At 71.8% G+C, this 24,898-nt stretch carries 24 protein-coding genes, 1 tRNA gene, 1 pseudogene and 2 riboswitches; of the genes and pseudogenes, 19 read left to right on the top strand and 7 right to left on the bottom strand.

Annotated elements, in window-relative coordinates:
- Positions 1 to 38 precede the first annotated feature (38 nt).
- From Plo01_RS06530 to Plo01_RS06520, 3 genes are all read left to right on the top strand, one after another.
- Positions 39 to 1,421 (top strand): DUF4331 domain-containing protein, encoded by a 1,383-nt coding sequence (locus Plo01_RS06530; RefSeq protein ID WP_203889592.1) that lies wholly within the window; start codon positions 39 to 41, stop codon positions 1,419 to 1,421.
- Positions 1,422 to 1,506: 85 nt separating this feature from the next.
- Entirely contained in the window at positions 1,507 to 2,811 is a 1,305-nt protein-coding gene (locus tag Plo01_RS06525) for a tetratricopeptide repeat protein (RefSeq protein WP_203889591.1), read from the top strand.
- An 86-nt stretch (positions 2,812 to 2,897) separates the two neighbouring features.
- Entirely contained in the window at positions 2,898 to 4,700 is a 1,803-nt protein-coding gene (locus Plo01_RS06520) for a nickel/cobalt transporter (RefSeq protein WP_203889590.1), read from the top strand.
- Positions 4,701 to 4,727: 27 nt separating this feature from the next.
- Here the strand turns inward: Plo01_RS06520 and Plo01_RS06515 are convergent, their stop codons facing one another.
- The 4 genes from Plo01_RS06515 to Plo01_RS06500 form a co-directional block, all read right to left on the bottom strand.
- Positions 4,728 to 4,922: a hypothetical protein gene (locus Plo01_RS06515; RefSeq protein ID WP_203889589.1), complete on the bottom strand. Its 195-nt coding sequence runs from the start codon at positions 4,920 to 4,922 to the stop codon at positions 4,728 to 4,730.
- A gap of 99 nt (positions 4,923 to 5,021) precedes the next feature.
- Entirely contained in the window at positions 5,022 to 5,714 is a 693-nt protein-coding gene (locus tag Plo01_RS06510) for a nucleotidyl transferase AbiEii/AbiGii toxin family protein (RefSeq protein ID WP_203889588.1), read from the bottom strand.
- A gap of 49 nt (positions 5,715 to 5,763) precedes the next feature.
- Positions 5,764 to 6,543 (bottom strand): hypothetical protein, encoded by a 780-nt coding sequence (locus tag Plo01_RS06505; protein ID WP_203889587.1) that lies wholly within the window; start codon positions 6,541 to 6,543, stop codon positions 5,764 to 5,766.
- Between the two features lie 63 nt (positions 6,544 to 6,606).
- Positions 6,607 to 7,338, bottom strand: a complete 732-nt coding sequence (locus Plo01_RS06500; protein WP_203889586.1) for a FadR/GntR family transcriptional regulator — start codon at positions 7,336 to 7,338, stop codon at positions 6,607 to 6,609.
- A gap of 86 nt (positions 7,339 to 7,424) precedes the next feature.
- Between Plo01_RS06500 and Plo01_RS06495 the strand changes: the two genes are divergently transcribed.
- The 8 genes from Plo01_RS06495 to Plo01_RS06460 all read left to right on the top strand — a co-directional run bounded on the left by Plo01_RS06495 (position 7,425) and on the right by Plo01_RS06460 (position 16,960).
- Positions 7,425 to 8,768: a glutamine synthetase family protein gene (locus tag Plo01_RS06495; protein WP_239315935.1), complete on the top strand. Its 1,344-nt coding sequence runs from the start codon at positions 7,425 to 7,427 to the stop codon at positions 8,766 to 8,768.
- A gap of 2 nt (positions 8,769 to 8,770) precedes the next feature.
- Positions 8,771 to 10,114 carry an aldehyde dehydrogenase family protein gene (locus tag Plo01_RS06490; protein WP_203889585.1) on the top strand — a complete coding sequence of 448 codons (1,344 nt, stop codon included), beginning with the start codon at positions 8,771 to 8,773 and terminating at the stop codon, positions 10,112 to 10,114.
- A gap of 6 nt (positions 10,115 to 10,120) precedes the next feature.
- Positions 10,121 to 10,885 carry a 3-oxoacyl-ACP reductase gene (locus Plo01_RS06485; RefSeq protein ID WP_203889584.1) on the top strand — a complete coding sequence of 255 codons (765 nt, stop codon included), beginning with the start codon at positions 10,121 to 10,123 and terminating at the stop codon, positions 10,883 to 10,885.
- A 28-nt stretch (positions 10,886 to 10,913) separates the two neighbouring features.
- Positions 10,914 to 11,609: a gamma-glutamyl-gamma-aminobutyrate hydrolase family protein gene (locus Plo01_RS06480; RefSeq protein ID WP_203889583.1), complete on the top strand. Its 696-nt coding sequence runs from the start codon at positions 10,914 to 10,916 to the stop codon at positions 11,607 to 11,609.
- 106 nt (positions 11,610 to 11,715) lie between these two features.
- Positions 11,716 to 11,814, top strand: a riboswitch (glycine riboswitch).
- Positions 11,815 to 11,911, top strand: a riboswitch (glycine riboswitch). It begins immediately after the preceding riboswitch.
- 33 nt (positions 11,912 to 11,944) lie between these two features.
- Positions 11,945 to 13,036 carry a glycine cleavage system aminomethyltransferase GcvT gene (gene gcvT / locus Plo01_RS06475; RefSeq protein WP_203889582.1) on the top strand — a complete coding sequence of 364 codons (1,092 nt, stop codon included), beginning with the start codon at positions 11,945 to 11,947 and terminating at the stop codon, positions 13,034 to 13,036.
- Positions 13,033 to 13,422 (top strand): glycine cleavage system protein GcvH, encoded by a 390-nt coding sequence (gcvH, locus tag Plo01_RS06470; RefSeq protein WP_203889581.1) that lies wholly within the window; start codon positions 13,033 to 13,035, stop codon positions 13,420 to 13,422. The genes gcvT and gcvH overlap by 4 nt, the downstream gene beginning before the upstream one ends.
- Positions 13,423 to 13,498: 76 nt before the next feature.
- Complete coding sequence (locus tag Plo01_RS06465; protein WP_203889580.1) at positions 13,499 to 14,875, top strand: L-serine ammonia-lyase; 1,377 nt, start codon at positions 13,499 to 13,501, stop codon at positions 14,873 to 14,875.
- Positions 14,876 to 14,986: 111 nt separating this feature from the next.
- Positions 14,987 to 16,960 (top strand): hypothetical protein, encoded by a 1,974-nt coding sequence (locus Plo01_RS06460; RefSeq protein ID WP_203889579.1) that lies wholly within the window; start codon positions 14,987 to 14,989, stop codon positions 16,958 to 16,960.
- A 185-nt stretch (positions 16,961 to 17,145) separates the two neighbouring features.
- Here Plo01_RS06460 and Plo01_RS06455 read toward each other — a convergent pair whose 3' ends face one another.
- Positions 17,146 to 17,763, bottom strand: coding sequence for a DUF6286 domain-containing protein (locus Plo01_RS06455; RefSeq protein ID WP_203889578.1), 618 nt, complete (start codon positions 17,761 to 17,763; stop codon positions 17,146 to 17,148).
- Between the two features lie 151 nt (positions 17,764 to 17,914).
- On the opposite strand from Plo01_RS06455, the gene Plo01_RS06450 reads away from it, so the two are divergent.
- Entirely contained in the window at positions 17,915 to 19,108 is a 1,194-nt protein-coding gene (locus Plo01_RS06450; RefSeq protein ID WP_203889577.1) for an amino acid deaminase/aldolase, read from the top strand.
- A gap of 102 nt (positions 19,109 to 19,210) precedes the next feature.
- Here Plo01_RS06450 and Plo01_RS06445 read toward each other — a convergent pair whose 3' ends face one another.
- The gene (locus Plo01_RS06445) at positions 19,211 to 19,549 is read right to left on the bottom strand and encodes a DUF3618 domain-containing protein (RefSeq protein WP_203889576.1); all 339 of its coding nucleotides are present in this window, start codon (positions 19,547 to 19,549) and stop codon (positions 19,211 to 19,213) included.
- 129 nt (positions 19,550 to 19,678) lie between these two features.
- On the opposite strand from Plo01_RS06445, the gene bcp reads away from it, so the two are divergent.
- From bcp to Plo01_RS06415, 6 genes and pseudogenes are all read left to right on the top strand, one after another.
- Positions 19,679 to 20,143 carry a thioredoxin-dependent thiol peroxidase gene (gene bcp / locus Plo01_RS06440; protein ID WP_203889575.1) on the top strand — a complete coding sequence of 155 codons (465 nt, stop codon included), beginning with the start codon at positions 19,679 to 19,681 and terminating at the stop codon, positions 20,141 to 20,143.
- 75 nt (positions 20,144 to 20,218) lie between these two features.
- Positions 20,219 to 20,656 (top strand): annotated as a pseudogene (locus Plo01_RS41285) (HNH endonuclease); the annotation flags it as partial.
- 28 nt (positions 20,657 to 20,684) lie between these two features.
- Positions 20,685 to 20,757 (top strand) — tRNA-Leu (locus Plo01_RS06430).
- Positions 20,758 to 20,794: 37 nt separating this feature from the next.
- Entirely contained in the window at positions 20,795 to 20,983 is a 189-nt protein-coding gene (locus tag Plo01_RS06425; RefSeq protein WP_203889574.1) for a ribbon-helix-helix domain-containing protein, read from the top strand.
- 317 nt (positions 20,984 to 21,300) lie between these two features.
- On the top strand, positions 21,301 to 22,494 hold the full coding sequence (locus tag Plo01_RS06420) for a sensor histidine kinase (RefSeq protein WP_239315933.1): 1,194 nt from the start codon (positions 21,301 to 21,303) through the stop codon (positions 22,492 to 22,494).
- A gap of 219 nt (positions 22,495 to 22,713) precedes the next feature.
- On the top strand, positions 22,714 to 23,367 hold the full coding sequence (locus Plo01_RS06415) for a response regulator (protein WP_203889572.1): 654 nt from the start codon (positions 22,714 to 22,716) through the stop codon (positions 23,365 to 23,367).
- A gap of 140 nt (positions 23,368 to 23,507) precedes the next feature.
- Here Plo01_RS06415 and Plo01_RS06410 read toward each other — a convergent pair whose 3' ends face one another.
- Positions 23,508 to 23,897 (bottom strand): RidA family protein, encoded by a 390-nt coding sequence (locus Plo01_RS06410; RefSeq protein WP_203889571.1) that lies wholly within the window; start codon positions 23,895 to 23,897, stop codon positions 23,508 to 23,510.
- Positions 23,898 to 23,969: 72 nt separating this feature from the next.
- Between Plo01_RS06410 and Plo01_RS06405 the strand changes: the two genes are divergently transcribed.
- Entirely contained in the window at positions 23,970 to 24,878 is a 909-nt protein-coding gene (locus Plo01_RS06405; RefSeq protein ID WP_203889570.1) for a LysR family transcriptional regulator, read from the top strand.
- Positions 24,879 to 24,898: the final 20 nt, after the last annotated feature.

Here is a 24,898-nt window from a genome sequence, read left to right as displayed (position 1 = left end):
GGTCACCCCCGTGACCGGCAGCCGAAAGGACGCACTCCATGGAGCTCCGGACCAACCGGCGCGCCCTGGTCAGCCTGGGCATCGCGGGAGCGTTGATCGCTTCCTCGTTCACCCTGTTCAGAGCCGACACCGGCACGGCATCCTCGCACCGCGAGGCTCCGATGACCTCAGGAGACCCCCGCAACGACAACACCGACGTCTACGCCTTCGTCAGCCCCGACAAGCCGGACACGGTGACGTTGATGGCGAACTTCATCCCCTTCGAGGAGCCCAACGGAGGGCCGAACTTCTATCAGTTCGACACCAATTCCCGTTACAACATCAAGATCGACAGTGATGGCGACGCAAAACCCGACATCACCTACCAATGGCGTTTCCAGAACCAGGACAAGCGCGGAAACACCACATTCCTCTACAACAACGGCCCCGTCACTTCGCTGAACGATGAGAACCTGCTGTTCAAGCAGCGCTACACGCTCACGAAGATCACCTCCGGCGGCTCGGAGACGCTCGTCTCCAACGGGACCGTGGCCCCGAGCAACGTCGGCCGCGCGTCCATGCCCAACTACGGCACCCTGCGCTCGGCGGCCATCGTCGGCCTCAAGGGCGGCGGCAAGACGTTCGCCGGGCAGTCGGACGAGTCGTTCTTCCTGGACCTGCGGGTCTTCGACCTGCTGTACGGCGGCGACCTGTCCGAGGTCGGGCAGGACACCCTCAAGGGCTACAACGTCCACACGCTGGGCCTCCAGCTGCCGAAGGACGAGCTGGCGCTCAAGGGCGACTCCAAGCGCAACCCCGTCATCGGCGTCTGGTCCACCGTGGACAAGCGGGGCCCGAACGGCTTCGTCCAGGTCTCCCGCCTGGCGTCGCCGCTGGTCAACGAGCTCGTGATGCCGGCCGGGCTGAAGGACACCTTCAACTCGATCAGCCCGGACAAGGACGCCGGCATCCCGGCGGTCGTCAACCGCGTCACCGACCCCGAGCTGGCCCGGCTGCTGCAGTCCATCTACGGGATCAAGGCTCCCGCGACCCCGCGCAACGACCTGGTCCAGATCTTCCTGACCGGCATCACCGAGGACAACGGCCCGATCAAGGCCGACCTCAACTCGCAGACCCTCAACAAGGACGCGGTCAAGCTGCGCCCCTCGGAGATGCTGCGGCTGAACATGTCCATCCCGCCCAGCAAGGACCCCAACCGCCTCGGTGTGATCGGCGGCGACCCGCAGGGCTACCCCAACGGCCGTCGTTTCATCGACGACACGGTCGACATCTCCCTGCAGGTGGTGGCGGGCGCGGCGCAGAGCGGCAAGCTCGTCGACGCGCTGGCCGCCGGGGACAAGGTGGACGCCAACGACAAGCCCACCGGCGGGACGTTCCCCTACATCCCGCTGCCCAGCAACATCTCGGTCAACCAGAACTGACCCGGCGGGGGCGGGGCCCGGACGGGTCCCGCCCCCGGTCAGGGCAGTCACTGCTCAAGGGCAGCCACTGTTCAGGGGAGCGATTGTGAAGACTTCCACCAAGGCGGGGATCGCCGTCCTGGCGCTGGCCGGGGCGCTGACCGCGGGGGCCGCGCTGATCCCCGGCGAGCCGTCGCCGACCCCCTCGGCGGCCGCCCTCGCGCGCGGGCCGGTCCCCGGCTCGCTCGGCGAGGTCCCCGTCTCGGCCGCCTCCACGCGGGACGCGATCGACGCGCTGACCAACCGGCTGCGCCGCCTGCCCGAGGACGACCAGGCGTGGGCGAGCCTCGGCGCCGCCTACGTCCAGCAGGCGCGCATCACCGCCGACCCGTCCTTCTACCCGAAGGCCGAGCAGGCGCTGGCCCGCTCGGCCGCGCTGAAGCCGGGCAACTTCGCCGCCCTGACCGGCCAGGCCGCCCTCGCCGCCGGCCGCCACGACTTCACCGAGGCCGTACGGCTGGCGCGGCTGTCGGCCGACGCCAACCCCTACGGCCCCGGCGCCCAGGCGGTGCTCGCCGACGCCTACACCCAGCTCGGCCGGTACGGCGAGGCGGAGCGGGCGATCGACCGGATGATGGAGCTGCGGCCCGGCGTCGCGTCCTTCACCCGGGCCGCCTACGCCGCCGAGCTCCGGGGCGACCGCGCCGGGGCCCGCCGCATGCTGGATCGCGCCCTCGGCGACGCCTTCTCCCTTGACGACGTCGCCTACTGCCACTACTCCCTGGGCGAGCTCGCTCTGCACTCCGGCGACCTGGCCGGCGCCTCGGAGCGGTACCGCCTGGCGCTGCGGGCCGCCCCCGGGTTCACCCCGGCGCTGGCCGGCACCGCCCGGGCCGCGGCGCTCGACGGCCGGACGGCCGAGGCCCTCGACCTGTACGCGACCGTGGTCGAGCGGCTCCCCCTGCCCCAGTACGTGATCGAGTACGCCGAGGTGATCCGCGCCTCGGGCGGGGATCCGTCCGGCCAGTGGACCCTGCTGCGGGCGCAGCGGGACCTGATGACGGGCGCGGGGGTGCGGGACGACGTGACCTGGGCCGAGTACGAGGCGGACCACGGCTCCCCCGCCGAGGCCGTCGCGTACGCCCGGGCCGAGTACGCCCGCAACCCCAACCTGGTCGCCGCCGACGCCCTGGCCTGGGCGCTGCACCGGGACGGCCGCAGCGAGGAGGCTCTGCCGTACGCGAGGAAGGCCACCGCGACCGGCTGGCGCAACGCCCTCCTGCTGCACCACCGCGCCGAGATCGAGCGCGCCGCGGGTCTCACCGAGCGGGCCGGGAAGTCCGCCGCCGAGGCCCGCAGGGCCAATCCCGCCTTCTCTCCTCGCCTGCCCGCGCTGGCCAGGTTCTCCTGACCTCCCCCCTCCTGGCCCCGGGCAGGCGAGGCCCCGGCTCCGTCCACGGCTCCGTCCCCCGGCCCCCCGAACGACCCGAGGTTCGCATGATCTCCCGAACGACGCTCCGCCCGGCGGCCGCCTCGGCCGCCTCCGGCCTCGTGGCCCTGTGCGCGGCGCTCGCCCTGACGGCCGCCCCCGCCTCCGCGTCCGCCGCCCCGGCCGCCGGGGTCACCGCGTCCGAGGTGGTCGCGCACCCGCTGGGCAGATTCACCGTCAACCACTACAACGGCCTGAAGATCGCCCCGGACCGGGTGGAGAACCTCGCCGTCGTCGACAGCGCCGAGCTGCCCACCCTGCAAACCAGAGCGACGGTGGACGCCGACGGGTCGGGGACGGTCTCGCCGCCGGAGCGGTCGGCGTACGGCGCCGCCCGCTGCGGGGAACTGGCCGCCGCGCAGCGGCTGACCGTGAACGGGACGGCGGCCGCCTGGCGGGTCGCCTCCTCGGCGTTCGCCTACGAGCCGGGCGAGGGCGGCCTGGAGACCAGCCGCCTGACCTGCTCGCTGGCCGCGACCGTGGCCGCGCCGCGGGCGGTGGAGTTCGAGGACGGCTTCCTGCCCGACCGGCTGGGCTGGCGGGAGATCACCGCGGTCGCGGGCGGCGGGGTGCGGCTGGCCGAGGCGTCCGTACCGGGGACGAGCGTGAGCGAGGAACTCCGGAAGTATCCCGACGACCTGCTGACCAGCCCGCTCGACCAGCGTACGGCGCGGCTGACCCTCACGCCCGGGACCGGCCCCGAGACCGGGAACGCGGCCGGGGACGGATTCGGTGGTGACGCCGGCACGGGAACCGGCGCCGGAACCGAATCCGCCCCGGCCGTTTCCCCCCTGATCTCCGTGGGACCGTTCGGCGACGCCCTCGCCCGGCTCGACCGCGCGTTCACCGACCTGGTCGGCTCCGGCTCGCTGACGGTCCCCCTCGGCCTGCTCGCGGTGGGCATCGCCGTGCTCCTGGGCGCCGGGCACGCGCTCATCCCGGGGCACGGCAAGACCATCATGGCCGCCTACCTGGCCGGACGGCGCGGCCGGCCGCGCGACGCCCTGGTCGTCGGCGCGACCGTGACCGTGACCCACACCCTGGGCGTCCTCGTGGTGGGCCTGCTGCTGAGCGCCTTCTCGTTCCTCACCGGGGAGTCCGTGCTCGGCTGGCTCGGCGTGGCCAGCGGCCTGCTGATCACCGCCGTCGGCGCCCGGCTCCTGCAGACCGCCTGGCGCGCCTACCGCACCGGCGAAGCCCCCGGTCACGGCCACGGCCACGGACACGGGCACGGGCACTTCGGCCACGGACATTTCGGTCATGGTCACGGACACGGACATGGTCACGGACAGGGACATGAGCACGGCCCGGCTCATGACCGTGGGAGTCCCGTTGACGGCGCCGCCCACCGCCACGGGCACCCGGCCCGGCCGGACGGCCGGGTGGCGCTCCTGGAGGCGGACGGCGCGCCGTCCTCCCGGGAACCGGACGACGCGCCGCCCCCACCGGTCTCCCGCGGGCACGACCCCGCGCCCGCCTCCGCGGGGTCGCGGCGCGGGCTGGTGGGCATGGGGATCGCCGGCGGCCTGGTTCCGAGCCCCTCGGCGCTCGTCGTCCTGCTCGGCGCGATCGCGCTCGGGCGGACCTGGTTCGGGGTCGCGCTCGTCCTCGCCTACGGCCTGGGCATGGCGGCCACCCTCACGGCCACCGGTCTGCTCCTGGTCAAACTCGCGGGACGGCTCGACCGGTTCGGGGGGGTGGGCCACGGCCTCGCGGCCCGAGCCTCGGCCCTCGCCCCGGTCGGAACCGCCCTCGTCGTGGTCTTGCTCGGTCTCGGCCTGGCTGTGCGCGGTCTCACCGGCGCGGCGTGACCGCCACCGCGCCCGGCAGCCGGGGACTCAGCGGAGGCGGCGGCGGAGGCCGTACTCCCGGCGCATCTCGGCCACGGCCTCCAGGATCTCGTCCTGGGTCTTCAGCAGCTTCGCCTCCGCCTCCTCGGTCCGCCCCTCGGCGGCCAGGCGGCGGTCCCCGATCCGGTGCCCCATCCGGCGCTTGGCCCGGGCCTTCAGCTCACGCAGGTTAAGTTTCTCCATAAGCTTCATGGGTTCCACCCTTTCGTCAGGATGGATCATCACCTGCCCTAAAAATGACGCGCCATGCACAGAAAGTGACCGTCGGGGGTCGCGAGGCCGTCAGTCGAGTTCGGGGACGTCGGAGTCGTACTCGGCGTCGCCCTCGTCGGCCCGGCGGAGCTTGATGTCCTCCACCCACGCGGTGGCGAACAGGCGGATCTCCCTGATCCGCTCCCCGTCCAGGCCGTAGGCCTCGAACTCCTCGTCCGCGATGAGGTCGACGAACTCCAGGCGCATCACCAGCTCCGCGAGGGAGAACTCCTCGCTGTGCAGGCGGGCCAGACGCTCCAGCTCGCGGAGGCCGTACAGGTCCGAGACCGCCGCGACGTCGGCGACGTCGCGCGCGAGACCGCGCTCGTGGAGGGTGCGGACCTTGAGCCCGACGAGGTCGTCCAGCGCCATGACGGGCAGCTCGCCGAAGAGCACCGGTCGCTGCTGGAGCGCCTCCCGCAGCAGCCCGAGCCCGCCCTCCTGGCCGGTCACCGGGTCGGTCACGATCAGGCAGCTCACGCGCGGCGTCGCCTCCCGCACCTCGGCGTCCAGCCCCGCCTTCCGTACGGCCTCCGCCATGCCGTCCGCGATCTCCGGCAGCGGCGCCTCCGCCGCCGTCGCGAAGTCGACGTCCCCGCCCGGCCGGTCGGTGAACCCGTGCATCCTCAGGGCATGCCCTCCCGCCAGCACCAGCCCGAACCGGTCGCAGACGGGCAGCACGGCATGCAGGATCCGCTCTTGGAACGGGGGGAAGTCCGTCACATCCCAAGTATGCCCACCTGGTCTGGATATATCAGGGGTGCGCAGATCGCTACCGGCGGGAGCGCAGCCGGGTGGAGGGCAGGTCGTGGCGGCCGGAGACGAACTCCTGGAAGGCGATCTTGGCTTGGATCACCGGGTGGCGCCAGCGTTTCTCCCTGCGGACGGCGCGGGCCATCTTGCCGGGGCGGGGACGGCGGGAGCCGGGGGCGAAGAACCAGTGGGCCCAGGGCGAACCGGGGCGGGCCAGCCGGATCGCCCCGGGGACCAGCAGGACCGGGACGAACAGGCCCACCAGCCCGGTCCAGATCTTGCCCTTGAGCAGGGTGACGACCGCGAGCAGCAGGTTGGCCACGATCAGGCCGACCGTCAGCCAGGTGCCCTGCGGGGTGCCGTCGGAGTCTTCCCAGCCCAGCGGGCGCAGGCCGAGCAGGAGCAGGCCGGTGACCGCGATCGCGACGAACACCGCGTCGACCGAGGTGCGGCCCTCCTCCTCCCAGTAGACGTCGTGCAGGTGCAGGATCAGCGCGAACTCGTCGAGGACCAGCGCCGCGCCGATGCCGAAGACGGCGGCGGTCACGGCGTACCAGGTCTGCGAGACGCCCGAGACCAGCAGCCCGGCGACCCCGGCGAGCAGGAGCAGCACCACGCCGAACACCACGTGGTGGATGTGCATCTCGCCGACGTTGACGTTGCGGAACCAGCCGACCTTGGCGCGGATGAGGCGGACGTTGATGCGGGTGAAGACGAAGGCGAGGATCAGCGCGACGAAGAAGCAGAACAGCGGTAGCCGTCCCGTCTCCATGATGCGCTGCTGAAACCAGTCCCCCATGTCCGTCGAGACTATGCGAGGAAACCCGGTAACCGGGTTACCCGGGGAAACTCGGGAGTCACCTCACGCGAGGAAGCCGCGCAGGAGCGCGGCCGTGCCCTCCAGGTGCTCGGCCACCGCGCGGGCGGCGGCGTCGGGGTCTCCGGCCAGGATCGCGGTCACGATCGCCTCGTGCTGCGCGGCGGCGTGCTCGATGTTGCGCTGCAGGATCGGGATGGCGTTGAGCAGGTCGGTGACCCGGAGCCGGGCGTCGGCGCAGGCGGCGGCCAGCAGCGGGGAGCCGGTCAGCTCGGCGACGCACAGGTGGAAGGCGGTGTCCAGGCGGCGGTAGTCGTCCGGGCCCGCGGAGTTGACCTCCGCCAGGCGGCGGCGGAGCTCTCCGCGCCGTTCCTCACTCAGCCCCCCGGCCAGCGCGGCGGTGGCCAGCACGCGGGCCGCCCCGCACTCCACGGCCATCCGGAAGGTGAGGGCGTCGTCCAGCTCGTCGGTGCCCATGTCGGCCACGGCCCTGCGCAGGTCCTCGCTGCCCGGCTCCGGCGGGCTGTAGGTGACGAACGCGCCGCCGTACCTGCCGCGCCGCACATCGAGGTAGCCCGCCTCCTGCAGGGCGCGGATCGCCTCGCGCAGGGTGACGCGGCTGATGCCCAGCCGCGCGGCGAGCTCGCGCTCGGGCGGCAGCTTCTCGGCGACGATCCCGAGTTTGATGGCCTGGAGCAACCGTTCCACGGTCTCCTCGAAGGCGTTGCCCGCCCGCACCGGCCGCAGCACGGTCGTCAGTCGCGGCGACTCGTCCAAATCTTCCCTCCGGCTCTTGACAAGCCAACCTTCGTGCACATCAATGGTCTGACACTAGCCCAATAAGACTCCGGCGAGGAGGGCGTGTGAACCTCAGCGAGCTTCGCGACGAGGTGGGGGCGGGACGGATCGACACGGTGCTGCTGGCGGTCGCCGACATGCAGGGGCGGCTCCAGGGCAAGCGCCTGGCGGCGCGCTACTTCCTGGAGGAGGTGGCCGAGCACGCCGCGGAGGGCTGCAGCTACCTGCTCGCGGTGGACGTGGACATGAACACGGTGGCCGGTTACGCCATGTCGTCGTGGGATCAGGGGTACGGGGACTTCGTGATGCGGCCCGACCTGTCCACCCTGCGCAGAGTGCCCTGGCAGGAGGGCACCGCCATGCTCATGGCCGACCTGGTGTGGGAGGACGGCACGGACGTGACCCCCTCGCCCCGGCAGGTCCTGCTCGGGCAGCTCGCCCGGCTCCGGGAACGCGGCTGGCGGGCGTTCGTCGGCACCGAACTGGAGTTCGTGGTCTACGCCGACACCTACGAGGACGCCTGGCGCAGGGCCTACCGGGACCTGACCCCGGCCAACCTCTACAACGTCGACTACTCCCTGCTCGGCACCGCCCGGGTGGAGCCGCTGCTGCGCCGGATCCGGCTCGGCATGGAGGGCGCCGGGATGTACGTCGAGTCGGCCAAGGGCGAGTGCAACCTCGGCCAGCACGAGATCGCCTTCCGCTTCACCGAGGCGACCGCCACCTGCGACAACCACGTCATCTACAAGAACGGGGCCAAGGAGATCGCCGCCCAGGAGGGCATGTCGCTGACCTTCATGGCCAAGCCGAACCAGCGGGAGGGCAACTCCTGCCACATCCACCTGTCCCTGCGGACCCCGGAGGGCGAACCGGTCATGGCCGGCGACGGCCCGCACGGGCTCTCCGAGACCGGGCGGCGCTTCATCGCCGGGCAGCTGGCCTGCCTGCGCGAGATGACCCTGATGCACGCCCCGAACATCAACTCCTACAAGCGGTACGTCCAGGGCAGCTTCGCCCCCACCGCGGTCAAGTGGGGCGTGGACAACCGGACCTGCGCGATGCGGCTGGTCGGGCACGGGCCGTCGCTGCGGATCGAGAACCGGGTCCCCGGCGGCGACGTCAACCCCTACCTCGCGGTCGCGGCGATGATCGCCGCCGGGCTGCACGGCGTCGAGAACGGGCTGGAGCTGGAGGAGGCGTTCACCGGGAACGCCTACTCCTCGGACGCCGAGACCGTCCCGCACACCCTGCGCGACGCGCTGGAGCTGTGGGAGGGCTCGAAGGTCGCCCGGGAGGCCTTCGGCGAGGACGTCGTGGCGCACTACGCGAACAACGCCCGGGTCGAGCTGACCGCCTTCGAGGCGGCGGTCACCGACTGGGAGCTGTTCCGGGGATTCGAGCGGATGTGAGCATGAAGATCATCAATCCGGCGACCGAGGAGGTCGTCGCCGAGGTGGAGCTCGCCGGCGCCGCCGAGGTGGACCGCGCGGTGGAGCGGGCCGGGGCCGCGTTCCCGGCCTGGCGCGCCGTCGCCCCGGGCGACCGCGCCCGGCTGCTGCGCCGGTTCGCGGCGCTGGTGGACGCCTGCGCCGGCGAGCTGGCCGCGCTGGAGGTCGCCAACGCCGGGCACACGATCGGCAACGCCCGCTGGGAGGCGGGCAACGTCCGCGACGTGCTGGACTTCTACGCCGGGGCGCCCGAGCGCAACCACGGCAAGCAGATCCCGGTGCCCGGCGGACTGGACGTGACGTTCGCCGAACCGCTGGGCGTGGTCGGGGTGATCGTGCCGTGGAACTTCCCGATGGTCATCATGACGTGGGGGGTCGCCCCGGCGCTGGCGGCGGGCAACACGGTGGTCGTCAAACCCGCCGAGCAGACGCCGCTGACCGCGCTGCGCCTGGCCGAGCTGGCGCTGGAGGCGGGCCTGCCCGAGGGCGTGCTGCAGGTGATCCCCGGAGAGGGCGAGACGGCGGGCGCCCGGCTGGTCGAGCACCCGGACGTGGCGAAGATCGTGTTCACCGGCTCGACCGAGGTCGGCAAGCGGATCGCCGCGACGTGCGCCGGGCAGGTCAAGCGGCTCACGCTGGAGCTGGGCGGCAAGAGCGCCAACATCGTCTTCGCCGACGCCGACGTCGCCAAGGCCGCCGCCACGGCTCCCTACGCGGTCTTCGACAACGCGGGCCAGGACTGCTGCGCGCGCTCGCGGGTGCTGGTGGAGCGTTCCGTCTACGACGAGTTCATGGAGCGCCTCTCTGCGGCGGTGCTCGGCGTGAAGGTCGGCGACCCGCTCGACGAGGCCGTCGAGATGGGCCCGCTGATCAGCGCCGCGCACCGGGACCGGGTGGCCTCCTTCGTCACCGGCACGCCGCATCTGCAGGGGTCGTGCCCGTCCGGGCCGGGCTTCTGGTTCCCGGCGACGGTGCTCACCCCGGAGGCGACCGACCCGGCCTTCACCGAGGAGATCTTCGGGCCGGTGGTGTCGGTGGTGCCGTTCGACGGGGAGGCGGAGGCCGTACGGATCGCCAACGACACGCGTTACGGGCTGAGCGGGTCGATCTGGACCCGCGACGTCGGGCGGGCGCTGCGGGTGGCGCGCGCCGTCGAGGCGGGGAACCTGAGCGTGAACTCCCATTCGTCGGTGCGCTACTGGACCCCGTTCGGGGGCTTCAAGCAGTCGGGTCTCGGCCGCGAGCTGGGCCCCGACGCGCTGTCCGCGTTCACCGAGACCAAGAACGTCTTCATTTCGGAGGAGTAAGAGGTTATGCAGCGTCTGCAGGACCGGGTGGCCGTGATCACCGGCGCGGGCAGCGGGATCGGCCTGGCCACCGCGCACCGCTTCGCCCAGGAGGGCGCCCGGGTGGTGTGCGTGGACGTCGACGAGACGGCCGGAGCCAAGGCCGCGGCCGAGGTGGGCGGCCTGTTCGTGAAGGCGGACGTCACCAGTGAGGACGACGTCGCCCGGATGTACCGGACGGCGTTCGAGGCCTACGGCAGCGTGGACATCGCCTTCAACAACGCGGGCATCTCCCCGCCGGACGACGACTCGATCCTGGAGACCGGCATCGAGGCCTGGCGCCGGGTCCAGGAGGTCAACCTGACGAGCGTCTACCTGTGCTGCAAGCACGCGATCCCGTACATGCAGCGGCAGGGCAGGGGGTCGATCGTCAACACGGCGTCGTTCGTGGCGGTGATGGGCTCGGCGACCTCCCAGATCTCCTACACCGCCTCCAAGGGCGGGGTGCTGGCGATGTCGCGGGAGCTGGGCGTGCAGTTCGCCCGGGAGGGCATCCGGGTCAACGCGCTGTGCCCGGGGCCGGTGAACACCCCGCTGCTGCAGGAGCTGTTCGCCAAGGACCCCGAGCGGGCCCAGCGCCGCCTGGTGCACATCCCGCTCGGCCGCTTCGCCGAGGCGTCCGAGATCGCCGCCGCGGTGGCGTTCCTGGCCTCCGACGACGCCAGCTTCATCACCGGCTCGGAGTTCCTGGTGGACGGCGGCATCTCCGGCGCCTACGTCACCCCGCTGTAGCCCGCCGATCCATCACCGGAAGGCCGACATGTCCCGTCCCGTCATCGGCGTCACCTGCTACGTCGAGCCGGCGCGCTTCACCGTCTGGGAGACGACCGCGGCGCTGCTGCCGTACGGCTACGTCGAGCACGTGGTCCGCGCGGGCGGGCAGCCGGTGATCCTGCCCCCGGCGGGCGACCCGGCCGCGGTGATCGGGCGGCTGGACGGGCTGATCGTGGCCGGGGGCGGTGACATCGACCCGGCGCGGTACGGCGAGCCGCCTCACGAGCGGACCGGCTATATCCGGAAATTTCGTGATGACGCGGAGTTGGGGCTGGTCCGCGGCGCCCTCGACGCGGGCCTGCCCCTCCTCGGGGTCTGCCGGGGCCTGCAGGTCCTCAACACGGTCCTGGGCGGCACCCTGCACCAGCACGTGCCCGACGTGGTGGGTCACGGCGCCCACGCCCCGGCCCCGGGCCGCTTCGGCCGCATGCCGGTACGGCTCGCTCCGGGCAGCCGGGTCGCGAAGATCCTGGGCGCCGGGACCGCGGACGTGGCCCACTACCACCACCAGGCGATCGACCGGCCGGGCGAGGGCCTGACCGTGACCGCCCACGCCGAGGACGGCACGGTCGAGGCCGCGGAGCTGGAGGGGCACCCCTTCGCCCTGGGGGTGCAGTGGCACCCGGAGGCCGACGACGAGTGCGCCCTGTTCGCCGCCCTGGTCGACCACATCGGTGGATAGCGGCGCAGCCCCGGACGGCCCGGCCCCGCCGTGAAACGGGGCGGATCACCGCACGGAGGGATTTCACTCAGTGGGTCCGGGCCGTTAGGCTGGCTGCGACACCGATGAACCCCGTGCGGGAGAGCGTCCTGACACCCAGCCCAGGACCCCTGAAGGAGCAAGCCCTCCCCGCGAACCTCTCAAGGCAAAGGACCGTGCGGGTAGGTGCCCTCTGGAAAGCAGGTCCTCGAGGCCTCGCCGAAGGTGAAAGTCCGGTTAAAAACCGGGTGAAGCTCTCAGGCAACCATGACAGAGGGGGAGGATGCTCTCATCCGACCCCTGTCTGAGGTGCGAACATGTCCCGACCCACACCCCTGCGCGGTGTCCACGAGGCCCTCGGCGCGACGCTGACCGACTTCGCGGGCTGGCTCATGCCGCTGCGCTACGGCAGCGAGTCCGCCGAGCACAACGCGGTCCGCCAGGCGGCGGGCCTGTTCGACCTGTCCCACATGGGGGAGATCTTCGTGACCGGCCCGCAGGCCGCCGAGGCTCTCGACTACGCGCTCGTCGGCCACCTCTCCGCGCTGGAGCCGGGCCGCGCCCGCTACACGATGATCGTGAACGCCGAGGGCGGCGTGCTGGACGACCTGATCGTCTACCGCCTCGCGCCCGAGGAGTTCATGGTCGTCGCCAACGCCTCCAACTACCCCATGGTCGCCGCGCAGCTGACCGAGCGCGCCAAGGCGTTCGACGCGGTCGTGGACGACCGCTCGGACCGGTACGCGCTGATCGCCGTCCAGGGGCCGCGGTCGCAGGAGATCCTCGCCGCGCTCACCGACGCCGACCTCGACGGGCTCAAGTACTACGCGGGCCTGCCCGCCACCGTCGCCGGCCGCCGGGCGCTCATCGCCCGCACCGGCTACACCGGCGAGGACGGCTTCGAGCTGTTCATCGCGGGCGACGACGCCGAGCCGCTGTGGGCCGCGCTCACCGAGGCGGGCGAGCCGTACGGCCTGCGCCCCGCCGGGCTGTCGGCGCGCGACACGCTCCGCCTGGAGGCCGGCATGCCCCTGTACGGCAACGAGCTGTCGGCGGCCCTGACCCCGTTCGACGCCGGCCTGGGCCGTGTGGTGAGGTTTGACAAGCCGGGCGACTTCGTCGGCCGGGCCGCCCTGGAGCCGCTCAAGGACGTCCCGCCGTCCCGCCGCCTGGTGGGCCTGGTCGCGACCGGGCGCCGGGTGCCCCGGCACGGCTACCCGGTGGTGGCCGCGGGCGACGGCGCGGTCGTCGGCGAGGTCACCAGCGGGGCGCCGTCCCAGTCACTGGGTAAGCCCATCGCGATGGCGTATGTGGACACTGGCCTGACCGAAGGTCTGGCGGTGGACATCCGGGGTAGCCACGAGCCGGTCGAGGTCGTCGACCTGCCTTTCTATCGGAGGAAGAAATGACCAGCATTCCTGACGAGCTGCACTACACCAAGGAGCACGAGTGGGTGGCGGGCGTCGATGACGGCCTGACCCTCACCGTGGGCATCACGGCCTACGCGGCCGAGGCGCTCGGCGACGTGGTCTACGTGCAGCTTCCCGAGGTCGGCACGACGGTCGCCGCCGGCGACTCGGTCGGCGAGGTCGAGTCGACCAAGTCCGTGAGCGACGTCTACGCGCCCGTCGGCGGGGAGGTCATCGAGGTCAACGCGGCCGTCGTGGACGACCCGTCGCTGGTCAACGGCGACCCGTACGGTGAGGGCTGGCTGTTCCGCGTGCGCCTGGAGGGCGACGCCGACGACCTGCTCTCCGCCGAGGAGTACGCCGCACTCACCTCCGGCGAGTCCTGATATTTCCCCTCTTGTGCCGTGACCGTGCGGGCCGCCACCCGGCACGCACGGCCACGGCGACCTAAGGACCGGATCAATGGCGATCAGTGTCTTCGACCTCTTCAAGATCGGCATCGGCCCCTCCAGCTCGCACACCGGCGGGCCGATGGCCGCCGCCCACAAATTCGCCCGGGGCCTCGACCACGACGGGCTGCTGGACAAGACCGCCCGGGTCGAGGTGATCCTGTACGGCTCGCTCGGCCTCACCGGCAAGGGCCACGGCAGCGACAAGGCCGTCCTGCTCGGCCTGTCCGGCGAGAAGCCCGAGCTCGTCGACGTCGACAGCGTGGACGGACGGCTGGCCGCCATGAAGGACTCCGGGACCGTCCGCCTGTACGGCTCCCGCGAGATCCCCTTCGTCGTCGGCGACGACCTCGTCTTCGAGCGCAAGAAGTCCCTCCCCGGCCACCCGAACGGCATGCGCTTCACCGCCTTCGACGAATCCGGGGAGATCCTCAGCCAGAGGATCTACTACTCGGTCGGCGGCGGCTTCATCGTGGACGAGAACGCCACCGGCGCCGACCGGATCAAGGCCGACGACACCGCCCTGCCGTACCCCTTCACCACCGCCGCCGAGATGCTCGCCCACTGCCGCGAGACGGGCCTGTCGATCTCCGGGCTGATGCTGGAGAACGAGAAGGCCTTCGGCCGCGCCGAGGCCGAGATCCGCTCCGGGCTGCTGCACCTGTGGCAGGTCATGACCGAGTGCGTGAACCGCGGCATCACCAAGGAGGGCGTGCTGCCCGGCGGGCTGAAGGTGCGCAGGCGCGCCCACCAGCTCCACCGCCAGCTGCAGGCCGAGTCCCCGGAGAAGGACTCCCTGCAGATCGTGGACTGGATCTCGCTGTTCGCCATCGCCGTCAACGAGGAGAACGCCGCCGGCGGCCGGATCGTCACCGCGCCCACCAACGGCGCGGCGGGCATCATCCCGGCCGTGCTCACCTACTACGACCGGTTCGTCCGCAGCGCCGACGACGACGGCGTGGTCCGCTTCCTGCTGACCGCCGGGGCGGTCGGCGTGCTGTTCAAGGAGAACGCCTCCATCTCCGGCGCCGAGGTCGGCTGCCAGGGCGAGGTCGGCTCGGCCTGCTCGATGGCCGCCGCCGGGCTCACCGAGGTGCTGGGCGGCACCCCCGAGCAGGTGGAGAACGCCGCCGAGATCGGCATCGAGCACAACCTGGGGCTGACCTGCGACCCGATCGGCGGCCTGGTGCAGATCCCGTGCATCGAGCGCAACGCGGTGGCCTCGGTCAAGGCCGTCACCGCCGCCCGGATGGCGCTGCGCGGCGACGGCCGCCACTTCGTCTCGCTCGACAAGGCGATCAAGACGATGCGCGACACCGGCCGCGACATGCTGGACAAGTACAAGGAGACCAGCCGCGGCGGCCTGGCCGTCAACGTCATCGAGTGCTGACGCCCTCCCGGCGATTCCACATCACGCCCATATAAAGTCCGCGATCCGTGCAAGGACGTGCGTTCCTGCCGTTATCGTTTATGAGCTGTTCAGGAAGGCCGGGAGGTATCGGTGACGACGGGAGCTCACCCGGTGGGCCGCATCCTCCGCGCGCACTGGCTGTTCATCGCCGCGCTGCTGGCCGGCGGCGCGCTGCGGGCCCTGGCCGTGCTGGGATACCGCCCCGCCCTGTGGTTCTGGGCCGACTCCTTCGCCTACCTGAGCGCCGCCCTCGACGTCCGGCCCCTGGAGTCGCGCCCCTCGGGCTACTCGCTGTTCCTGTGGCTGCTGAGCCCGCTGCAGAGCGTCCAGGCCGTGGTGGTGGTCCAGCACCTGATGGGGCTGGCCGTCGCCGCCTGCGTCTATCTCCTGCTGCGACGCCTGGCCGGCCTGCCGGGATGGGGCGCGACGCTCGCGACCCTCCCCGTCCTGCTGGACGTCCACCAGGTCCAGCTCGAACACCTCGTCATGGCGGACCTGCTCTTCCAGTTCCTCGCCGTGCTGGCGGTGACGCTGCTGCTGTGGCGGCGGCGGCCCGCCGTCCGGCTCGCCCTGCTCGCCGGGCTCCTGCTGGCCGTGGCCACCGTCACCCGGACCATCGGGCTGCCGCTGATCGCCGTGGTGCTGGTCGGCCTGGTGATCCGCCGGGCCGGCTGGAAGGCGGTGGTCGCCACCGCGACGGCGAGCGCGATCGCCCTGGGCGGGTACGCCGTCTGGTTCAAGTCCGAGTTCGGCGCCTACGGGCTCACCCGGGGCAACGCCTTCCTCTGGGCCCGCACGATGACCTTCGCCGACTGCGCGCAGATCCTCCCCACCGGGCCGGAGGCCGCGCTCTGCCCCACCGAGCCGCTGAACCTGCGCCAGCCGCCGCCGGTCTACATCTGGGGCGGCGACTCCCCCTTCAACAAGATCAAAGGTGACTGGGCCGAGCGTGACGCGCTCGCCGGGGACTTCGCCACGCAGGCCGTCATGGCCCAGCCGCTCGACTTCCTCCGGACCGGTCTCACCGACGTGGCCCACATCTTCGACTGGACCCGCCGTGTCTACCCGACCGAGGGCGACCAGAGCGCCTACGTCTTCCCCGACGTCACCGGTTCCCTGCCGGACACCCCCGCCTCCCGCGGCCGCACCGCCGAAGAACTCGTCACCGCCTACCAGGGCGGGCCCGGCGACACCGTCACCGTCGACCCCTACGCGAGCTGGCTGCGCGCCTATCAGGAGAACGGCTTCCTCCGCGGCCCGTTCTTCGGCGTCATCCTCCTCATCGGGCTGATCGGCGTCCTGACCCGGCTGCGCGTCTCCGTCGAAGGCCCCTTCGGCGCCCGCCGCGCCCGTCCCGGGGAGGGCGCCCACCGCGAGCCGCCCTCCCGCGAGGAGCCGCGGGGACCGGGCGGCTGGGCCCTCGGCGGCGCGGCGCTGCTGCCGTGGGCGGCCGCCACCGTGCTCGTCGTGCTGCCGCCGTTCATCGCGGCCTTCGACCACCGCTACGTGGTCCCCGCCGTCCCCCTGGCGTGCCTGGCCGCCGGACTGGCCTTCGGCGTCCGCGAGCTCCGCGGCCCCGGCGAGTCCGCGGAGCCCATGGAGCCCGCGGAGCCCGTGGAGCCCGGCGATCCCCGGGAGGCGGGCCGGGAGACGGAGGAGCCGCGCGGACGGCGGCGGAACGACCCCTGGCCGCCGGAGGAATCCTGGGCCGCGCAGGAGAGCCCGTGGGCGCTCCCGGCCGCGCGGTCCTCAGCGGCGCCGGACGTGCAGGCGGACGAGCGCCCCCAGCGTCTCGTCCCCAAGCGCCCGGCGGACCTTGTGGACGGCGTCCTCGTTTACCCGCGCCACGAGCCCGCCGACGTCGGCCGCGGGCCCGCAGCTCACCGCGATCCGGACCCGGTCGCCTTCCACGGACCTGACCCGGATCCCGCTCAGCCCTTCGACTTCTTTGAGGGCGACCGCGAGCATCGCGGTCCCCGTCCCGCTGCGCCTGCCCCACCGTCCCCAGCCCAGGGAGCGCAGCAGCCACCAGACGGCCACCAGCGTCAGTACTACAAGTACTAGCGCGACCAGCCACCCCGCCCACGGGTCCTCCGCCAGCCGCGCGGGAAGCCCCGGGTCGAGGATCGGCTCCGCGCCCGGCCGGCCGGAGACCTGCTCCTGTCCCCGCAGGAAGCCGTAGAGCCCGGCCCCCGCCAGCACGGTCCCGGTGACGGCCAGGCCGATCCGGTTGCCCAGGTACGGCTTCATCAGCTCACCCGCCCGCGCAGCCGGACCACGACCTCGCCGCCGTACATCGCCCCCACGCCCGCCAGCCGGTCCCCGACCGCCGCGCCCACCTGCCGGAGCAGCTGCCCGGTCCGCTCCTCGTCGGTGATCACGACGACCTCGACCTGCCGCGTCCACAGGCGGACCCGGGCCCGGTCCACCCCGGCCACCGACTCGGCCGCGTCCCGCAGCGTACGGCGGAGCCCCGACCGGGTCAGGCCGATCACCATCAGCGGGTCGCTCGTCTCCAGCGGCACCAGCCGGGCCCGGCCGGGCGTCGCCGCGAGCACCACCAGCAGCACTCCCGCCGCCATCATGAGCAGGGTCACGGCGATCATCACCGGATCCGACCAGCTCAGCGCCCCGATTCCGGAGGCGAGCTTCTGGTACGGCACCAGCCCGAAGGGCGAGCCCGTCAGCAGCCCGACCGTCGTCCCCACCGATGCCGAGAGGGTGACGGAGACCGCCAGGGCCACCGTCACGCCCACCGGTCCCCGATCCGGCCGCAGCAGCCGTACCGACCTGCGACGGATCGCACGCGGGCGCTCTCCCACCGAAGGGCTCGCCGCGCCCGCCAGGCTTCCCTGGAGAGTAGTCATCACCCCGTCAGGTGTAACGACCCCGGTACCCAGGAGTGGGACGCGCCCCGGCCACTTGCCCGACTCCGCACGCCGTACGGCGGAAGAATTTACCGCCGGCCAGTAACATGAATACTACTCACGTTCGGTCGGGCGGGGTTATCCTGCCCCCATGGACGACCGCCAGCGCTACGACCGGGCCACCGCGCACCTGGAACCCCCCTTCGCCGTGCTCGACCTCGCGGCCCTGCGCGCGAACGCCGCCGACATGGCCCGGCGCGCCCACGGCAAGCCCATCCGGGTCGCCAGCAAATCGATCCGCTCCCGGCCGGTCCTGGCCCGCGTCCTCGACATGGACGGCTTCACCGGGATCATGGCCTTCACCCTGCCCGAAGCCCTCTGGCTCGTCTCCACCGGCCTGCGCGACGTCCTCGTGGCCTACCCCACCGCCGACCGCGCCGCCCTCGCCCAGCTGGCCGCCGACCCCCGCGCCGCCCGGGAGATCACGATAACGGTGGACCGTTCCGAGCACCTCGACTTCGTCGAGAGCGCCGTCTCCGGCGTCCGCGACCGCCACGAGATCCGGATCTGCCTCGACATCGACGCCGGATACGTCACCCTCGGCGGCAAATTCCGGGCAGGCGCCCTCCGCTCCCCCATCCGCGAGGCCGACCAGGCCGCCGACCTCGCCGCCGACACCGCCAAACGCCCCGGATTCCGCCTCGTCGGCCTCATGGCCTACGAAGCCCAGATCGCCGGAGTCGGCGACGCCCCGCCGGGCAAGCCCGCCCTCACCCGCGCCATCCGCTGGATGCAGACCCACTCCCGCCGCGAGCTCATCATGCGCAGGGGCCGCATCGTCCAGGCCGTCCGCCAGATCGCCGACCTGGAGTTCGTCAACGGCGGCGGCACCGGCAGCATCGGAAGCACCATCCGCGAGAAAGCCGTCACCGAGGTCGCCGCCGGATCCGGCTTCTTCCACCCCCGCCTCTTCGACTTCTACCGCGGCTTCACCGGCCACCCCGCCGCCCTGTTCGCCCTCCCCGTGGTCCGCCGCCCCGCCACCGGAGTCGTCACCGTCCTCGGCGGCGGCTACGTCGCCTCAGGCTCCCCCGGAACCGACCGCCTCCCCCAGCCCTACCTCCCCTGCGGCCTGCGCTATGCCCCGGACGAAGGCGCGGGCGAGGTCCAGACCCCCCTCATCGGCCAGGCCGCCGAGGACCTGCGCGTCGGCGACCGCGTCTGGTTCCGCCACGCCAAGGCGGGCGAGCTCTGCGAACGCTTCGCCACCCTGCACCTCATCGAGGGCGACAAGGTCGTCGAAGAAGTGCCGACCTACCGCGGCGAGGGCCGCACCTTCCTGTAGGAAGGCACGGCCCCGCGGAAAGCACGACGCCGCGGAAAGGCCTGACCCGGCGGGGGAACACGGCCCCGCGGGGAACACGGCCCCGCACGAAGCGCGGCGCCGTCACCCGCGGCGCCGCCGCCAGAGCATGACCGCCGCCCCCACCACCAGCACCGCGCCCACGCCGATCAGCACCGGCGCCAGGCTCGGCTGCTCGTCCGCCCACAGGTCGTCGGACTCGCCCTCCAGCTTGGCCGGGCGAGGGCTGACCCCCACCACGTCCCCGATCCTCTCCCCCAGGGAGAAGATGAACTCCTTCGCATTCGACTCCGCCCGGGCAACAGTCCGCCGCGCGACGTTCCTGGGACTCACCCTGTCCGCGATGGCGTCAACCGTCCGGGCCAACTCCGCGCGCGAGCGCTCGATCCGCCGCTCCAGCTCCGCGGGATCGGTGTCCGCCATGACTCTCCTCTCGCAACCCTTGACATTGATCAGTCTGTCAGGTCTGACCCCCCTGCGACACTCCGGACAGGCCGTTGACTTTACCTCTCACCGGTAAGTTGGCCACGAACCGTTCCACTAAGGAGAACCATGAAACTCGAGCCGGGCGACGCCGCCCCGGACTTCGCCCTCCCGGCCGCCGACGGCGCCACCGTGTCCCTGGACGCCTACCGGGGCCGGCGGGTCATCCTCTACTTCTACCCCGCCGCCATGACCCCCGGCTGCACCACGCAGGCCTGCGACTTCCGCGACAGCCTCGACTCGCTGGCCGCCGCGGGCGTCGCCGTCCTCGGCGTCTCCAAGGACACCCCCGCCAAGCTCGCGAAGTTCGCCGAGCACGACGCCCTCACCTTCCCGCTGCTGTCCGACCCCGAACTGGAGGTCCACAACGCCTACGGCGTCTACGGCGAGAAGACGATGTACGGGAAGACCACCCTCGGCGTCATCCGCTCCACCTTCGTCATCGACCCCGACGGAAAAATCGAGAAAGCCCTCTACAACGTGAAGGCCACCGGCCACGTCGCCCGGCTCCGCCGCGAGCTGGGAATCGACTAGATATCCCATTTTCGCCATTTATCGCATTTTGCCGATGCCCCAAGAATCGTCGGACCCCTTCCATGGACTTGGGGCATGGCAACAAAGTACAAATACACTCCCGAAATGCTGGCGGAGGCGGCGGCCGGCTCCACCAGCATCACCGGCGTCCTGCGCCGCCTCGGCATCACCGTCGCGGGCGGCAACCACGCGCACATCAGCCGCCAGCTGAAGCGCTTCGAGATCGACACCTCCCACTTCCGAAGGGTCTCACCCAACAAGGGCCGACCATCCCCGGGACGCCTCCGACCGGAACAGGTCCTGATCATGCGACCGGAAGGCAGCTCTCGGCCGAACCCTCGCCAGCTCAGACGGAGCCTGATCGCCGTCGGGATGCCCTACCGCTGCGCGGGCTGTAAGATCGAGGGTGCCTGGCGAGGTCAGCCATTGATTCTTCATGTTGATCACATCGATGGCAACTGGCTGGACAACAGAGAAGAAAACCTGCGCTTTCTCTGCCCTAACTGCCACTCGCAGACGGAGAACTTCGCAGGAAAGACAAGGGGCCGTAGTCCAGAGGCAGAGACACACGGTTTAGGTCCGTGCCAGCGTGGGTTCGACTCCCACCGGCCCTACAAAAGAACAGCAGCCTACTCTGTCAACCTGAAATCGGTGAACGTCGGCATAACCCTCTCACCCCAGGACGCCTTCTTCATCGAAGACTACATTTCATACAGCGGCTCACCGTCCCGCTCCGCGGTAATACGGGAGGCAATTCGACTTCTCAGAGATAGAGAGGTCGAGAAGGAATATGCTGTCGCGTTCACCGAAGCGGAGGAGGACGCCGGCGAGCCGTCCTGAAGGTGACGCGGCCGGTTGCCGGCCGGAGAGGCTCGGAGGTCCGCAGAGGCGCCGTCAGGTCAGCGGCCACGGGTGCGGGCGGGAGGGGACCGCCGGGGCGCGCGGGGCGTCTACTGCGCCGCGCAGCCCGGCGTCGTTGTGATCCGCTGTCACAAACATTCTCCCTTTACTCACCCAGAAGGGCGTTCCCCGTAGTGATGATGCCGTAGGGGGCGTAAGGGCGGCGTAAGCGGTCCGGGATGTGCGACCTGGGTCGTAGACGCGTTTCCCCCTTATGGGGGAAGGGCTCTGATCTGCGGATACGTATGGTGGGGGGTGTGTTCGGCAGATTTCGCGCCTGGGGTCGGCGCCATCCGGGGATCGTGAGCGCGCTGTGGCTGGCGCCGTTCGTGGGGCTCTGCCTGCTCTTCCTGGGGCTGTACGCGTCGATGCCGGGGTTCGCGGGCGGGGCTCCGTTCTGGTGGTACGCGGTGCTGGGCGTGGTGCTGGTGGTGCCGCTGTTCTGGCGTCGGCGGCGGCCCCGGGAGGTGTTCGCGGCGGTCTCGGGCATCAGCTTCGTGCAGTGGTGCCTGGGGGTGGAGCCGACTCCGTTCAACCTTGCGGTGCTGGTGGCGATGTACGCCGTGGCGTCGTTGTGTTCGGTGCGGTGGGCGGTCGCGGCGGGTCTGGCGGCGGAGCTGGGGCTGGCGCTGGCATTCGGGCGGATCACGGAGAATCCGGATTTCGAGACGTGGGCGAGCACGTCGGTGTTCGTGGTGGCGATCTGGATCGCGGGGATCTACGCCAATACCCGTCAGCGCTATCTGGAGGGTCTGGAGGAGCGGGCCGAGCGGGCGGAGCGGGAGCGTGATCAGCAGGCGCGGCTGGCTGCGGCCGAGGAGCGGGCGCGGATCGCGCGGGAGCTGCATGACGTGGTGGCGCACAACGTGAGCGTGATGATCGTTCAGGCGGATGGAGCGGCTTACGCGATCGACGGCGATCCGGAGCAGGCGCGGCAGGCGGTGCGGGCGATCTCGGCGACGGGGCGGCGGGCGCTGGCGGAGATGCGCCGGATGGTGGGGGTGCTGCGGGCCGACGGCGGCGAGACGGAGGACTATGCCCCGCAGCCGGGTCTGGCCGAGCTGGACGATCTGGTGGCGCGGGTTCGGCTGTCGGGGTTGCCGGTGGAGTTCCGGGTGACGGGTGATCCGGTGGAGCTCCCGGAGGGTGAGGAGCTGACGGTGTACCGGATCGTTCAGGAGGCGTTGACCAACACCATCAAGCACGGCGGTCCGGGGAGTGCGGCGTCGGTGGAGCTGGAGTACGGTCCGCGCGAGCTGGTGGTGCGGGTGCGCGACGACGGCCGGGGGGCGGCGGCGCGGCAGAGGCCCGGCGGGCACGGTCTGGTGGGGATGCGGGAGCGGGCGGCGGTCTTCGGCGGGACGGTGCAGGCGGGGCCCCGGCAGGGTGGCGGGTTCGGGGTGGTCGCGCGTCTGCCGGTGGGCGAACCGGGAGCGGATCGTGCGGCGTGATGGGATGGGGGGTGGCGGAGCGGGTGCGGATTCGGCGGGTATGGGCCTGCTGAATTCGGACCGGGTGAGTTCGAGCCAGGCGAGTTCGAGCCAGGCGAGTCTGGACCGGGTGGGTCCGGGTCCGGCGGGCGTGGGCTTCGCGGGTGCGGGTCCGGTCGCCGTGGATGCGGGCGCGGGTGTGATGACGGGCGGGAGTGTGGGCGGCCGGTGATCCGGGTGATGCTGGTCGATGATCAGGAGTTGTTGCGGACGGGGTTCCGCATGGTGCTCGGCGCGCAGCCGGACATCGAGGTCGTGGCGGAGGCCGCCGACGGCCGGGCCGCGGTGGAGGCGGCGGGCTCGGTCGATGTGGACGTCGTGCTGATGGACGTGCGCATGCCGGTCATGGACGGGGTGGAGGCGACGCGGTCGATCTGCGCTCGGGGCGAGCGGCCGAAGGTGCTGATCCTGACGACCTTCGATCTGGACGACTACGCCTTCGCCGCGCTGAAGGCGGGGGCGTCGGGGTTCCTGCTGAAGGACGTGCCTCCGGCGGATCTGGTCAGCGCCATCCGTTCGGTGCACAACGGGGACGCGGTGGTGGCGCCGAGCACGACCCGGCGGTTGCTGGAGCGTTTCTCGGTTCACCTGCCCGCGCAGGGCGGGATGGAGCCGCCGGCGTTGTCCGGGCTGACCGCACGGGAGCGGGAGGTGCTCGTGCTCGTGGCCCGGGGGCTGTCCAACATGGAGATCGCCACCCGGCTGGATCTGGCGGAGGCGACGGTGAAGACGCATCTGGGCCGTGTCCTGGCCAAGCTGGGGTTGCGGGACCGGACGCAGGCGGTCGTGTACGCCTACGAGTCGGGGCTGATCGTCCCGCATTCGCCGGGCTGAGGCCGTCCCGCCGGCCAGGAGGGCCGTTCCGGAGCGCCGGCCGGCGTGATCCGGCAACGGTCATCCCGTTCTGGCGACGGTCGCCTCGGCCTCGACAGCGGTCACTCCGATCCGGGAGCGATCATCCTGTCCGGGAGGGGTCAGGCGGTCGCGCGTCGCGCGTACACCTCGATCTCGATCTTCATCCTGGGGTCGGCGAGGCCGCACACCAGCATCGTGGCGGCCGGGCGCACCTCGCCGAAGCAGCGGCGCAGCGCCGGCCAGCAGGGCTCGAAGTCGGCCCGGTCGGGCAGGAGATACCGGACTCGCACGACGTCGGCGAAGGTGCACCCGGCTTCGGTCAGCGCGCTCCCGATGTTGCGCAGGCACTGCTCGGCCTGTTCCACCACGTCGTCGGAGATCGTCATGGTCGCGTAGTCGAAACCGGTCGTCCCCGACACGTGCACCCAGTCGCCGTCGACGACGGCCCGGGCATAGCCGATCTGCTCCTCGAAGGTCGAGCCGCTGAGGATCGCGCGTCGCTCTGTCATGCGCTGAACGGTAGGTGATCAGCTGTTATACGTCCAATACAGCAATGCTCATGGACTGATATCTCTAGAGGTATGGAGCGCCCCGAACTGCCACTCCCGCAACTGCACGCGTTCGTCGTGCTCGCCGAGGAACTCCACTTCGGCCACGCGGCCGAGCGCCTGGGCGTCGCCCAGCCGCCGCTGAGCCAGCAGATCCGCCGCCTGGAGAGCAAGGTCGGCCATGACCTGTTCCATCGGGGACCGGGGCGGGTCACGCTCACTCCCGCGGGCCGGGAGCTGCTGCCCGCCGCCCGGCGGGCGCTCACGGAGCTGGCCGGCGGCCTGGCGGCGGCGCGGGCCGCGGCCAGCGGGCGGACGGGCCGGATCCGGCTGGGCTTCGCCGCCTCGCTCGCCCTCACGGTCCTTCCGGCCCTGCTGCGCACTTACCGGGAGCGGTTCCCCGGCGTGCGCCTCGACATCCATGAGATGACCACCGCGCCTCAGATCGCCGCCCTGCACGAGAAGACCATCGATGCCGGCCTGTTGCGGGAGCCACCGGCCGACGAGCCCGAGCTGGGCTTCGCGACCGTGCTGACCGAGGGGTTCGTGGCCGTCCTGCCGTCCGCCCATCCTCTGGCGGCCCAGCGTTCCGTCCGCGTCGCGCAGTTGGCCGGCGCGCCCTTCGTACTCCCGCCGCGCGAGGCCGGGCCCCGGCTCCACGACCAGATCACCGCCCTGTGCCAGGCCGCGGGCTTCGTTCCCCTGGTGACGCAGCGCGCGGTGGAGTGGCAGACCGTCTGCGCCCTGGTGGAGGCCGGGCTGGGCGTCTCGCTGGCTCCCGCGAGCATCCGGCGCATCCGGCTCAAGGGCGTCGCCTTCCGCGGGATCGACGCCGGCGCCGCCCGTACGAGGGTCGCCGTCGCCTGGCGGGAGGACGACCGGAATCCTCTGGTGGCGCGGCTGGTGGAGATCATCGGCGGGGGTCCCGGAGCCGGCCCCTGAAACGACGGCCAGGGCCGCCT

Origin of the sequence: Planobispora longispora, from assembly GCF_016863135.1 — a bacterium.
Lineage (GTDB): Bacteria > Actinomycetota > Actinomycetes > Streptosporangiales > Streptosporangiaceae > Planobispora > Planobispora longispora.
Note: the sequence above shows the minus strand (reverse complement) of the source record. Positions and strands in the feature narration are given on the sequence as shown.